Origin of the sequence: Paracoccus sp. S1E-3, assembly GCF_013868135.1 — a bacterium.
Taxonomy (GTDB): domain Bacteria; phylum Pseudomonadota; class Alphaproteobacteria; order Rhodobacterales; family Rhodobacteraceae; genus Paracoccus.
On sequence record NZ_JACEMU010000008.1, the window covers coordinates 2,501 to 14,989 of the forward strand.

A 12,489-nucleotide genomic window follows, 5' to 3' on the forward strand; every position below is an offset into this window, starting at 1 on the left:
CAAGTGTTTCTTCATGTAAGGAACACAGCTTCTTCCGGATGGAAGGAGCGGGAAAGTACATGCTTTTGATCGGAAGCGACGCCGCGTTTTACAAAGGGGCGCGGTGACGGACTGCGGTCTGTCTTCTTCCGGATCAAATCAAGCGCGATAAGGGCGTTTGGTGGATGCCTAGGCAGCAAGAGGCGATGAAGGACGTGATACTCTGCGTTAAGCCATGGGGAGCTGAGAATAAGCTTTGATCCATGGATCTCCGAATGGGGCAACCCACCTGACAGTTTGTTATTGTTATCTTCGGGTAATCAATAACGGGCTGAACCAGGTATCTTCAACCTGAATACATAGGGTTTTAGAAGCGAACCCGGGGAACTGAAACATCTAAGTACCCGGAGGAAAGGAAATCAACAGATACTCCCCCAGTAGCGGCGAGCGAACGGGGACCAGCCGAGCCATGAGAATGACCGGAATGTGCTGGAAAGCACAGCCAGAGCGGGTGACAGCCCCGTATGGGAAGTTCGATTGGACGTATTAAGTAGGGCGGGACACGTGAAATCCTGTCTGAAGATCGGGGGACCACCCTCGAAGGCTAAGTACTCCTTGCTGACCGATAGCGAACCAGTACCGTGAGGGAAAGGTGAAAAGCACCCCGACGAGGGGAGTGAAACAGTTTCTGAAACCGGACGCCTACAAGCAGTCGGAGCCGCCTTGAGCGGTGACGGCGTACCTTTTGTATAATGGGTCAACGACTTGGTCTATCTGGCAAGCTTAAGCCGTTAGGTGTAGGCGCAGCGAAAGCGAGTGTTAAATGCGCGACTTCAGTCAGATGGATCAGACCCGAAACCGAGTGATCTAGCCATGTGCAGGATGAAGGTTGGGTAACACCAACTGGAGGTCCGAACCCACACCTGTTGAAAAAGGTCGGGATGACGTGTGGCTAGGGGTGAAAGGCCAATCAAACTCGGAGATAGCTGGTTCTCCGCGAAAGCTATTTAGGTAGCGCCTCGGACGTATCCTCCTGGGGGTAGAGCACTGCATGGATGATGGGGGCCCACAGCCTTACTGAGTCTAAGCAAACTCCGAATACCAGGAAGGACTATCCGGGAGACACACGGCGGGTGCTAACGTCCGTCGTGGAGAGGGAAACAACCCTGACCAACAGCTAAGGCCCCCAATTCGTGGCTAAGTGGGAAAGCATGTGAGACTTCCAAAACAACCAGGAGGTTGGCTTAGAAGCAGCCATCCTTTAAAGATAGCGTAACAGCTCACTGGTCTAATCAAGAGGTCTTGCGGCGAAGATGTAACGGGGCTCAAGCCACGAGCCGAAGCTTTGGGTGTGCACATCTGTGCACGCGGTAGCGGAGCGTTCTGTGATAGAGAACGCTGCCTCTTTTGTTCCTTCGGGATCAACGGAGGCATTGTTCTGACTGTGAAGCCGGGCCGTAAGGCATCCGGTGGAGTGATCAGAAGTGAGAATGTTGACATGAGTAGCGACAAACAGGGTGAGAGACCCTGTCGCCGAAAGTCCAAGGGTTCCTGCTTAAAGCTAATCTGAGCAGGGTAAGCCGGCCCCTAAGGCGAGGCCGAAAGGCGTAGTCGATGGGAACCAGGTTAATATTCCTGGGCCAGGAGATGGTGACGGATCGCAGGTGTAGTGAGGTCTTATCGGATTGACCTTGCTGCTGAGCGGTTCCTGGAAACAGCCCTCCATGAGACCGTACCCTAAACCGACACAGGTGGACTGGTAGAGAATACCAAGGCGCTTGAGAGAACCACATTTAAGGAACTCGGCAAAATACCTCCGTAAGTTCGCGAGAAGGAGGCCCCGTTGGCAGGCAACTGTTGGCGGGGGGCACAAACCAGGGGGTGGCGACTGTTTACTAAAAACACAGGGCTCTGCGAAGTCGCAAGACGACGTATAGGGTCTGACGCCTGCCCGGTGCCGGAAGGTTAAAAGGAGATGTGCAAGCATTGAATTGAAGCCCCGGTAAACGGCGGCCGTAACTATAACGGTCCTAAGGTAGCGAAATTCCTTGTCGGGTAAGTTCCGACCTGCACGAATGGCGTAACGACTTCCCCGCTGTCTCAAATGTGGACTCAGCGAAATTGAATTGTCTGTGAAGATGCAGACTTCCCGCGGTTAGACGGAAAGACCCCATGCACCTTTACTATAGCTTCGCACTGGCATCAGGATTGTGATGTGCAGGATAGGCGGTAGGCTTTGAAACGGGGACGCCAGTTCCCGTGGAGCCATCCTTGAGATACCGCCCTTCGCACTCTTGATGTCTAACCGCGGCCCGTTATCCGGGTCCGGGACCCTGCGTGGTGGGTAGTTTGACTGGGGCGGTCGCCTCCTAAAGAGTAACGGAGGCGCGCGAAGGTTGGCTCAGAGCGGTCGGAAATCGCTCGTTGAGTGCAATGGCAGAAGCCAGCCTGACTGCGAGACTGACAAGTCGAGCAGAGTCGAAAGACGGCCATAGTGATCCGGTGGTCCCGAGTGGAAGGGCCATCGCTCAACGGATAAAAGGTACGCTGGGGATAACAGGCTGATGATGCCCAAGAGTCCATATCGACGGCATCGTTTGGCACCTCGATGTCGGCTCATCTCATCCTGGGGCTGGAGCAGGTCCCAAGGGTACGGCTGTTCGCCGTTTAAAGAGGTACGTGAGCTGGGTTTAGAACGTCGTGAGACAGTTCGGTCCCTATCTGCCGTGGGTGTAGGATACTTGAGAGGAGTTGCCCCTAGTACGAGAGGACCGGGGTGAACGTTCCACTGGTGGACCAGTTGTCGTGCCAACGGCAGTGCTGGGTAGCTATGAACGGACAGGATAAACGCTGAAGGCATCTAAGCGTGAAGCCCCCCTCAAAACCAGGTATCCCTTGAGAGCCGTGGAAGACCACCACGTCGATAGGCCGGAGATGTAAGCGCAGCAATGCGTTCAGTTGACCGGTACTAATGGCTCGACAGGCTTGATTTGATCCGGAAGTGGCCAGATCTGACACAGATCCCCGCTTCCAAAAGCATCCTTGGACAACTTACGGACCGCAAGGTCCGCAACGCTGAGCGTTTCTTATCTGATCTGGTGGACATAGCACGAGCGAAACACCCGATCCCATCCCGAACTCGGCCGTTAAGCGCCGTTGCGCCAATGGTACTGCGTCTCAAGACGTGGGAGAGTAGGTCACCGCCAGATCTGATAAGAAACGCAGCTCTCGAACGATCCAGATCATCGCGCCAACCCAACAATCGGCGCAGCCGCGCAACAGATCGCGCAGAATGGCGCGGGGTAGAGCAGCCCGGTAGCTCGTCAGGCTCATAACCTGAAGGCCGCAGGTTCAAATCCTGCCCCCGCAACCAGAATCTTGTTACATGTCAAATACTTAAAGGCCGAGCATAACGCTCGGCTTTCGTCATTCCAAATTCTTGTCAACGCCTGGTCAACGTTTATCGAGTCCCCCATCAACGGTTCGGATAATCGTCCGCGGAGGCATGCCTCACTTCGGAAGATCATCCCGAAACCGGTCCATCTGATGCATCCGCTCGTGAAGAATCGTCACGATGCCGACGTCCCCGTTCGACAGACGCCGCCAGTACACGAAATGATGCGCATGGCGGAAGTAGAAGCCTTCGACCCCGAACTCGGCCGGGATGCGGCGTGACGCGACGCCATGGCTTTCGATCTGATCGAACGCCGCGAAAAGCTCGGTGATGTACCGATCCGCCTGCTCAGGGCCCCAGCGGTCGCGGGTGTAACGGTAGATCTCGTCAAGCCTCAGCGACGCGGCCTCCTGGACTCGGACGGCCACGTCGTCAGCCCCGGTTCCGGGCGATCACCTCGGCGGCGGTCAACGAGCGATAGCTTTCCTCCGGCGATGCAAAGGCACGCGTCAGCTCAGCCTTCAGACGATCAAACGCCTCCCGTTCCGCCCGCTCCTTGTCGCGCCGGATCAGGTCCCGCACGTACTCGCTGATGTTCTCGTAGGACCCGTTCTCGCCCACGTTGGAGGCCACAAACTCGCTCAGCGCGCCGCTGATGCGGACCGTCATCGTCGTGGTCTGGGACATGGTGGCCTCCGTCTGGTAGTATTCAAGATAAGCAAAATTGAACACGCAGGCAAGGCGTACCATATGGCCAACCTCCGCGTCGGGTGCGGAGATTGGCATTTCTATTCTCCGCAAGTGAGATCGGCTACGCTTTCAAAATCGCCGCGCTGCGGCTCTCAACCGGTTGAAGCAGCCTGTTCCGGAAGGCCCCAGACAGCGCGAGCGAGCGTAACAAGTGAACGCTGACGCTGATGAACGGCCCCTTCATTCCAAGTGGAGTACGGCTCGATCGAGGTGACCGCCCGGTCAATGCGAGTGTTCGCACCGACCTTTGGCCGTTCGCTCAGCGCCCGTGTCAACAGCAGCTTGGACTGCTGATACACCGGCCTCTTTTCGCTGTACGGGCGGTTCCCGAGCGAGGTGTTTATGGATTTTTCGACAAGGACGAGGTTACCCAGCCTTTGCACGACCTCCGGATCGCTGACGGGACCGAACTCCGCGGCGGCCTCTGCATTCGGTGTTTGCGGGAAGATATGCTCGACCTCGTACCCGCCGCTGACATAGTTCCCAAGCCACCTCGTACCTTCGGTCTCACCATATGCGAGGAGATCCACCTGCTGGGTAAGCTTGGCCAGCACGTACTGGAACCGATACAGCTGCAAGCTACGCAGAGCGAGACGCCCCATGGAGTCATCGAAACGATTCGCCAGGTCTGCCTTCGCCTTGTCGAAGCGTGCGACGATGAACGCATCAAGCTCCTCGTCCGACTTGATGGACCGCAGCTCCGTTGCCCACTTTGCAAAGTTGCGCTCGAAATCCCGCGTCGGTTCACGCGTGATGACATAGCAGAAGAACAGGTTCTCCACTTCGGCGGCCAGACGATCGAACAGCGCCGGACCAAGATGGCGCCCCGCAAGAAGCAGTATCAGGTGCTGACGCGCTGCTTGGCCGCCCAGTAGCCGGATGTTGTCGAGATAGCGGTTGCGCTCACCCTTTTCATTCTTACCCTCGCGAAACCGCTCATAGGCCCGTGCGGCAGACACGAGTTCTTTGGCAAAACCGATTGGATCGCGTCCATACCCGACGAGCGCATCGTTTTTCGTGAACCAGCCATAGATCTCGTCCTCACGCAGGAGATCCACGTCGTACCTGCTGAAGATGAAGTAGCGGAGAAATCGCAGGGGTTTCTCGCCCATGCGAAAGATCGTGTCCTGCAGCTCCTTCCACGTATCCTTCAGGCGGTCGAACTGTCCCTTGGGCGTCTTCATGAATAGCAGGTTCTTCAGAAGGTCCATGGAGTTCAGTCCAACGCCACGATCGTTGATCGTTTCGAATATCTTCAGGGCTTTCGCGACGTCTTCGGTCTCGATGCGGATCAGCTTCACCTTGTTCGTCAGGTACCCGTAGAGTTTGCGGACGGCTGCGGCATCCTGACCGAATTCGGACTCGAGAAACCGGGTGACGACATGATGGGCGTTTTGCATGTTTCGCATCGACTGGGTGGAGGGCGTTTCGATGCGCTTCCCATCAGCGAGGCGAGTCAACGCATCGCCACTGTCTTCATACTGCAGGTCGAGCCGATAGCGTCGACGCTCCTCGCCGGAAACGTCAACCGCAGCATCGGCGATCTGGGAATTCAGCACTGAGGAGGGCTGCGCTCCCAGCTCAGCGAACCGATCCCGGATCGCGCAGAGCGTGATGTAAAGAGTTGTCATCCGCTGTTGGCCGTCGATCAGGTCAAGCACGCCATCGCGGCCAGGGCAGACGACGATGCTGCCGATGAAGTACTCTGGGGCATCTTGCGCGGGGCCGTCGCCCATCTCTTCGCGGACGTCCTTCAGAAGCTGTTCGACCTGGTCCGTATCCCAGACATACTCGCGCTGATAATCGGGGACAGCATAGAAGGACTGGAAGAGGCTGGCGACCGAGCAGTCTTCACTCTGGATCTTCTGAACGGCCATCTGCGCTTTTCCTTCCCGTTGACACAGTTAAGTCGTCGCAAAATCTGCGGAATTCTTCCAGACCAGATTTGCAGCGATCGCATGTCACTCCCGAAAAGTGCTCAGCCAGAGGCCAAGGTGAAATAGCCGTCGACAAGCTGTCTGACGACATCGCATTTCATCTAAGTGCACAATTGTGCCCATCGCCATGCGGGACAGGCATGGCCGCACCTGCCAACAGCGACCTGCGACGAATCCCTGCCGCTCGTTGACAACGTGAATCTATGAACCGGGTCGGGCAATGCGCTGCGGTCGAGGCGTCTGGCGCTTGCCTCGGGGGGGCTTCGCCCGGCCCGGATTTCACCCGCACGCCCGCGCCTGGTCGCGCAGCACGGCGTAGTCGCTCAGCATCCGGACGATGACCGCGCCTTCCGGTAAAGCCTCCACCTCGTCAGCTGCGCGGGCTTGATCGGCGGCTCTGTAGTCGACCACGGGCGGGCAGGGTGCGCGGGTGTCAGAACCGGCCATCGCGCAGCCGGTCAGCCAGAGCGTCACGATCATGAGGGCGGCGAGCGGCTGCGTCGAGCATCTGTCGGTGGATGGCATCGTTTCTCTCTCTGACATCAAGCCTTTCGGCGGCGCGCCCCGCGCGTTCACCGGTTCGGCGCAGGTTGAACAGAAACAGCAGGATCGCTGCTGCGGTGAGGATCAGGCCCAGCGCCTTGCGCGCCGGGCCTTGGTTGAGGAGCCAGCCGATCACCGCTGGCCCCGCTTCCAGTCATCAATCCGCGCATGGATCGTGACGGCGATGCCGATCAGGGCGATGGCGATCAGGACCCAGCGCAGCGTGTCGAGATATGGCACCAGCGGCTGGATGGTGGACTGGGTCTCGGCGAGAACGTCCTGCAGTACCTCGACCCCAGCAGCGCCGACCGTGGCGGCACCGGCCGCCCCGCCGCCACGGAGCGTGCGGCTTTCCGACAGCACTTCGCGCGCCAGTGGCAGTTCAGGTGCAAAAGGCACCGGCCGCGCCGGGAACGGATCGCCCCACGAACGAGCGGGCCCAAGGTCGATGTGCATGAAGCCGGAGCGGGGATAATACCCGAACCCCAGGAAGCCAACCGCCCGCGCTGCTGCCTCGAAAGCTGCGGGATCGTGGTTCGCCATGGCGATGTCGAAGGCGGTGCCCTGCATGTGTTTCGAGGCAGGGGCCCCGCCGACGGCGCGGTTGTGTTCGGGGCTGCGATAGGCAGAGCGGACGATCAGCGGCTTGCCCAACCGGTCGCGCAGGGCCTGCAGCTTGTCCATGGCTTCGGTGTTGATCTTGATCGCGCCGGTGCCGCGGCAGGCAATCTCGGCAGCCGAGAAGTTCGGCCAGCGCCAGGTGTTGGCGGGAACGTTGCGCCAGTGGGGGTAGGTCAGGGTGGGCATGGGATCCTCCAAATGAAAAACCCGCCTCTGGGGCGGGGGATGTGATCTTGGTTGTGTGATCTTCAGTCGATCAGTCGGATCGGCCACGCTGGAAAGCGTCGAAGAGCATGTCCCGCATCGAGCGGATGTCGGTCTCGATCCGGTCGAGACGGTCGCCATCGGCTTTGCGGTCCTCGCTGCGTTGGCGGTCGATCCGGTCCCGTTCGGAAACCAGTTCGCGGTCAAGCCGGTCCAGCAGGGCCTCGTTGGTGAAGGCCTTGCGCGTGATCGCCGCGAACAGGGCGATGGTGCCGCCGATGAGGGCTGTCAGCGCGGCGGTGATCCCATGGTCCCGAAAGGCCCGCGCGACCTCGCTGGTCAGGGTAGTCTGGTCGTTCATGATGGTCCTTTCGCGGTCATGCTGTTCAGAAATCGGTTTCGAGGTAGACCCCGGCGCAGTCGTAGGCGACGGCTGCGGCGGTCGCCCCGGTGTTCATGAACAGCCGTGGGGACAGGAATTGCGTGTTCGCAGGCAGGTCGGCGGTGATTTCCTGCTCGAAGACCGCGCCGGAAACCTCGTCGACGACGCGCACCCAGACGGAGTTGCCGTTGGGCGGGGCGGCGATGAAGAGCGTCAGCACGCCACCAGTGGCGATAGCGAAGGACGCCCCCATGTCTGTCAGGGTCGGTGCGCCGGTGCCGTCGTTCGCGACCAGCTGCCAACGGGTGTGGGTGCCGCGCTGGAAGCCGATGCCGATGCAGTTAATGGCTGCTGCCAGCGTGAGGGTGGTGGCCATCGCCGCCGTCGATCCGTAGAGGCCGAAGAACGCCATCCCGGTCGCCTGCAGCGTTGTCAGCGAAATCCGCGTGACGAAGGTCCAGCCACCGAGGCCCGCCGCATTGCCGCGCCAGCAGGCCCAGCCTGCGGAACGCTGGTCGGCGACAGATTCCGCCACAGCCGCCGAGGTCAGTCGCCAGCGGCGCATGCTGGCGGCCAGGTTCGTGGCGGCGAGGGTCGGGTGCGAGACCGTGCCGACCGAGGTGATCGGCAGGCCTTCGCCGGTGATCGTCGTGCCGGTCGAGGGCGCCCAGTTCGCGATCCGGTTGACGCCGAAGTGCGGCTGCAGAGGGAAATCCCGGCCCGAAGGCCGCATCACATCGACCACGGTGCCCCTGCGCGGTTCCGGGCATAGACGGAGGCCTTGCCTGCCGGTGGAGGCGATGGCGCTGCGGCCAGTCCCGGCAGAACGGTCGGCTGCGGCAGTTCCACCTGGCCGCTCGCGCGGTCGATCCGTATCGCGTCGTAGAAGGCTGAGCCATCCGGGCTCACCTTGAAGCTGAAGTCGTCATTGCCCAAGAGGCCGATCAGCGCTCGGGCGGAGAAGCCGGTCTTGAAGGCGAAAGCTGCGTCGTTCCCGGCGGCGGCCTTGTTTACGGTCGCCTCAATGCCCGCCCCTGCGTTGTTCAGAAGGACCGCAGGCGTATTGACCGACAGCCGGTTGTAGCTGTCAGCGGTTGCCCCGCCGAGGCCCAAGAGCTGCGCGGTCAGGTTCGCCTGGGGCATGCCGACCTGCGTGACGGCATTGGCGAAGGTGACGGTCGGTGTGTTGATCACCGTTGTCCCGCCAGCACCTGCCGTGGCCGAGCCGATGTTGACGACCGTAGTCGATCCGGATGCGCCGCCGGTGCCGAGGTTCACGGTCTTGGTGACGCCCGTGGTCGTGGCCCCGGTGCCCATGCCATAGGTTGCAGTCCCGGTGGACGTACCGATGGTCGCAGTGGCCCCGGATGTCGTCACCGTTCCCGAGGCCGTCAGCGTGCCCGATAATGTCTTGTTCCCGTTGAAGGTTTGGGTGCCTGCGAGGATCGCCAGTTCCGACGAGGTGTTGGACTGTTTTGCCCGACAACGGGCGCCAAGTTCTGGCTCTCGGTAATGAATGAACTGCGCAACCGGGGCGTCCAGGACATTCTGATCGCCATCGTGGATGGGGTGCAGGGCGTCCCGGAAGCAATCACCGCAGCCTTCCGGGATGCTACAGTCCAGACCTGCCCTCGCCATGGTCTCTCAGCGCCGGTGGCCGCCGAGGCCGACGACCAGGCCGAAGCCGCGATGACCACGGTGACCTTCATCGACCTGACTTCGGCCCAGACCTGACTCCGGCCCAGAAAGAGGCTTTCGCGGCCAAGGTCGCGCTGATCGCCGATCTGGTGCGCGAAAAGGCCGGTGCGGATCTGGTGAACGGCCTGTTGGCCGCGACCGGAAAATAACCGACGACCCGGCCCCGGCAACAACTGCCGGTGCCTTTCATTTCCCCGATGCCGGACACGCGCCCCGCGACCGCGCTGCACATGTTGAGCCGTCCGGCCTGAACATCATCATGAGGCTATGACCTCGAAAAGGACCATGACCCCGGCGAGAACTGAAAACAGGCTTGACCAAACCATGCAATCAAAGGGCCGATTGACAATTTGAAGCTGGGCGAGGGGGATGCGCGGGTGAAGCTGCCGCTTCATGTGGTCTGGCCGCGCGACGTGCGTGATCCTGCACGGGATGTGGCCCTGGAAATCCTGCTGTCGATTGCCGACCGCTTCGCCGCATCGGCCTGAACGTGCAATGTCGTGTTGCCCGTGCCGGCAGTGCCGGTTCGTGGCTGGCGAATGGATTTTGCGGTCCTGAATCCACGAGGATAGCGGTTCCATGATGATGGGTCACCCGCCGTTATTCCGCCGGTATGCCTCGCCGCGCTTGTTTCCGCAGTATTTCAGGACTTATCGGTTTTTACCGACACCGTGCTGAACGACATTCGCATGGCTCGTCCGGTCGCGACGGAGGCGGATGTCATCGGCGCCGCGCAGATGGCCGGATGCGACGGGTTCATCCGCGCCCTGCCTTCATCGTTACATGAATGGGACACTGCCCTGCGGGGCCTGCAGGCTCGCTGTCCCGCATGCGCCCGTCGGGTGATTTGCATGGCGGCTCCGGTGGTGGGATCATTGGTATGACCAATTTGGTCACAAACAGCTTTGTCGTCCTGACGTGGTAAAAAATACTTGACTGATCCTTCGCCCGTGCCATCCTGAAATCGGAAGCTGGGATATTTGGTCAGACCAATTTGGCGCGCTTCCAACGGCGACAACGAGGAGGTTGAGCGCATGACTTCGACTGTAATTGAAGCCGTCCCGGTATGCAGGACCAGTTTCCTTGCCATGGCCGGTTGATCCATCTCATCCGAATTACAATGCGGCGCTGACCGAAATCGTCCCCGATGCGGTGCGCGATTCCCCGGCGTTTTCCTGATAACAAACCATCCTCGGTTGCACCGGCCGCAAGCACGGCGTCGATCCGAAATAATCAGCGGAGGCTTTCGAACATGGAAGTTTGGGCACAGAATTACGATCCGGCGGGAAACATATGGCTATCCAGCCTTGTGGCCCTGATCCCGATAGCCTTCTTTTTTCTGGCCCTGGCCGTCTTTCGCTTGAAAGGCTATGTCGCCGGAACGATCACGGTGATCCTAGCGCTGCTGGTGGCGGTGCTGTTTTACGGCATGCCGGTGGACATGGCGCTTGCCTCGGCCGTCTATGGTTTTTTCTACGGGCTGTGGCCGATCGCCTGGATCATCGTGGGTGCGGTGTTCCTGTATAAGATTTCGGTCAAGACCGGCCAGTTCGAGATCATCCGTTCCTCGATCCTGTCAGTGACCGAGGACCAGCGTCTGCAGATGATCCTGGTGGGCTTCGCCTTCGGCGCCTTTCTCGAGGGCGCGGCGGGCTTTGGCGCCCCGGTCGCGATCACGGCGGCGCTGCTGGTCGGGCTGGGCTTCAAGCCGCTTTATGCCGCCGGTCTGTGCCTGATCGCCAATACCGCCCCGGTGGCCTTCGGTGCCATGGGGATCCCGATCATCGTGGCCGGGCAGGTGACCGGGCTGGACCCGTTCGAGATCGGCCAGATGGCCGGTCGGCAACTGCCCTTCCTGACCATCATCGTGCTGTTCTGGGTCATGGCGATCATGGACGGCTGGCGCGGCATCAAAGAGACCTGGCCTGCGGTCATCGTCGGCGGCGGTTCCTTTGCCATCTCGCAATTCCTGACCTCGAACTTCGTCGGCCCGGAACTGCCCGACATCACGTCGGCCATCGCCTCGCTGGTCTGCTTGACGCTGTTCCTGCGGGTCTGGAAGCCCAAGCATATCTTTCGCTTCGCGCTTGATGCCGACGAGGCGGCCAGGGTCGCCGGCAGCCAGGAGCCCGGCATCCATCGCAGCTATACCGCCGGCCAGATCGCCAGGGCGTGGTCGCCCTTTCTGATCCTGACCGTCATGGTGACGATCTGGAGCATCGCGCCCTTCAAGAAGCTGTTCGCCGCCGATGGCGCGCTGGCAAGCTGGGTCATCAAGATCGAGGTGCCCTTGCTGCACAAGCTGATCGAGAAGGTCCAGCCGATCGTGGCAGAGCCCACGCCCTACGACGCCGTCTATCAGTTCAACTGGTTCTCGGCCGTCGGCACGGCGATCCTCATCGCGGCGATCATCACGGTCATCTATCTGCGGATGCGCCCGGCCGACGCGGTCAAGACCTTTGGCGAGACGCTGAACGAGCTGAAAATCCCGATCTATGCCATCGGCATGGTGCTGGGCTTTGCCTTCGTGGCGAACTATTCGGGCCTGTCGTCCACGCTGGCGCTGGCACTGTCCCATACCGGCAGCGCGTTCACCTTTTTCTCGCCGTTCCTGGGCTGGCTGGGCGTGTTCCTGACCGGATCGGACACTTCGTCCAACGCCTTGTTCGGCGCGCTTCAGGCAACCACCGCGAAGCAGATCGGCGTGCATGAGGTGCTGCTGGTGGCCGCCAACACCACCGGCGGCGTGACGGGCAAGATGATCTCACCGCAATCCATCGCCATCGCCTGCGCGGCGGTGGGGCTGGCGGGCCGCGAATCGGACCTGTTCCGCTTTACGCTGAAACACAGCCTGGCCTTCTGCGCCATGATCGGCATCATCACCACCGTGCAGGCCTATTGGCTGACATGGATGATCCCGTGACCTGAACCACGGATCCGGCGGCCCGCAGCGGTCGCCGGGCCATCGCCTTGCCGCCCCG

General features: G+C 60.5%; 8 protein-coding genes, 1 tRNA gene, 2 rRNA genes and 2 pseudogenes. 5 read left to right on the plus strand and 8 right to left on the minus strand.

Annotated features, from left to right (window positions below):
- Positions 1-136: 136 nt before the first annotated feature.
- From H1S04_RS11850 to H1S04_RS11860, 3 genes are all read left to right on the plus strand, one after another.
- Positions 137-2,972 (plus strand): 23S ribosomal RNA (locus H1S04_RS11850).
- Positions 2,973-3,073: 101 nt separating this feature from the next.
- Positions 3,074-3,188, plus strand: a 5S ribosomal RNA gene (rrf, locus tag H1S04_RS11855).
- An 87-nt stretch (positions 3,189-3,275) separates the two neighbouring features.
- Positions 3,276-3,352: transfer RNA gene (locus H1S04_RS11860), tRNA-Met, on the plus strand.
- A 137-nt stretch (positions 3,353-3,489) separates the two neighbouring features.
- Here the strand turns inward: H1S04_RS11860 and H1S04_RS11865 are convergent.
- The 7 genes and pseudogenes from H1S04_RS11865 to H1S04_RS18940 all read right to left on the minus strand — a co-directional run.
- On the minus strand, positions 3,490-3,801 hold the full coding sequence (locus H1S04_RS11865; protein ID WP_181745791.1) for a type II toxin-antitoxin system RelE/ParE family toxin: 312 nt from the start codon (positions 3,799-3,801) through the stop codon (positions 3,490-3,492).
- 4 nt (positions 3,802-3,805) lie between these two features.
- Positions 3,806-4,060 carry an addiction module antitoxin gene (locus H1S04_RS11870; protein WP_181745792.1) on the minus strand — a complete coding sequence of 85 codons (255 nt, stop codon included), beginning with the start codon at positions 4,058-4,060 and terminating at the stop codon, positions 3,806-3,808.
- Between the two features lie 155 nt (positions 4,061-4,215).
- Positions 4,216-6,000, minus strand: coding sequence for a DUF262 domain-containing protein (locus tag H1S04_RS11875; RefSeq protein WP_181745793.1), 1,785 nt, complete (start codon positions 5,998-6,000; stop codon positions 4,216-4,218).
- A 493-nt stretch (positions 6,001-6,493) separates the two neighbouring features.
- Positions 6,494-6,739: a hypothetical protein gene (locus H1S04_RS11885; protein WP_370470518.1), complete on the minus strand. Its 246-nt coding sequence runs from the start codon at positions 6,737-6,739 to the stop codon at positions 6,494-6,496.
- Positions 6,736-7,410, minus strand: coding sequence for a D-Ala-D-Ala carboxypeptidase family metallohydrolase (locus H1S04_RS11890; RefSeq protein ID WP_181745794.1), 675 nt, complete (start codon positions 7,408-7,410; stop codon positions 6,736-6,738). The genes H1S04_RS11885 and H1S04_RS11890 overlap by 4 nt, the downstream gene beginning before the upstream one ends.
- A 70-nt stretch (positions 7,411-7,480) precedes the next feature.
- A complete protein-coding gene (locus tag H1S04_RS11895; protein WP_181745795.1) occupies positions 7,481-7,789 on the minus strand; it encodes a hypothetical protein in 309 nt (102 codons plus the stop codon).
- A 25-nt stretch (positions 7,790-7,814) separates the two neighbouring features.
- A pseudogene (locus H1S04_RS18940) lies at positions 7,815-9,277 on the minus strand (DUF2793 domain-containing protein); the annotation flags it as partial.
- Between the two features lie 15 nt (positions 9,278-9,292).
- On the opposite strand from H1S04_RS18940, the pseudogene H1S04_RS18945 reads away from it, so the two are divergent.
- Positions 9,293-9,448, plus strand: a pseudogene (locus H1S04_RS18945) (transposase); the annotation flags it as partial.
- A gap of 703 nt (positions 9,449-10,151) precedes the next feature.
- On the opposite strand, the gene H1S04_RS11910 reads toward H1S04_RS18945, so the two are convergent.
- The gene (locus tag H1S04_RS11910) at positions 10,152-10,598 is read right to left on the minus strand and encodes a hypothetical protein (protein WP_181745796.1); all 447 of its coding nucleotides are present in this window, start codon (positions 10,596-10,598) and stop codon (positions 10,152-10,154) included.
- A gap of 162 nt (positions 10,599-10,760) precedes the next feature.
- Between H1S04_RS11910 and lldP the strand changes: the two genes are divergently transcribed.
- Entirely contained in the window at positions 10,761-12,431 is a 1,671-nt protein-coding gene (lldP, locus tag H1S04_RS11915; protein WP_181745797.1) for an L-lactate permease, read from the plus strand.
- The last annotated feature ends 58 nt before the right edge of the window (positions 12,432-12,489 follow it).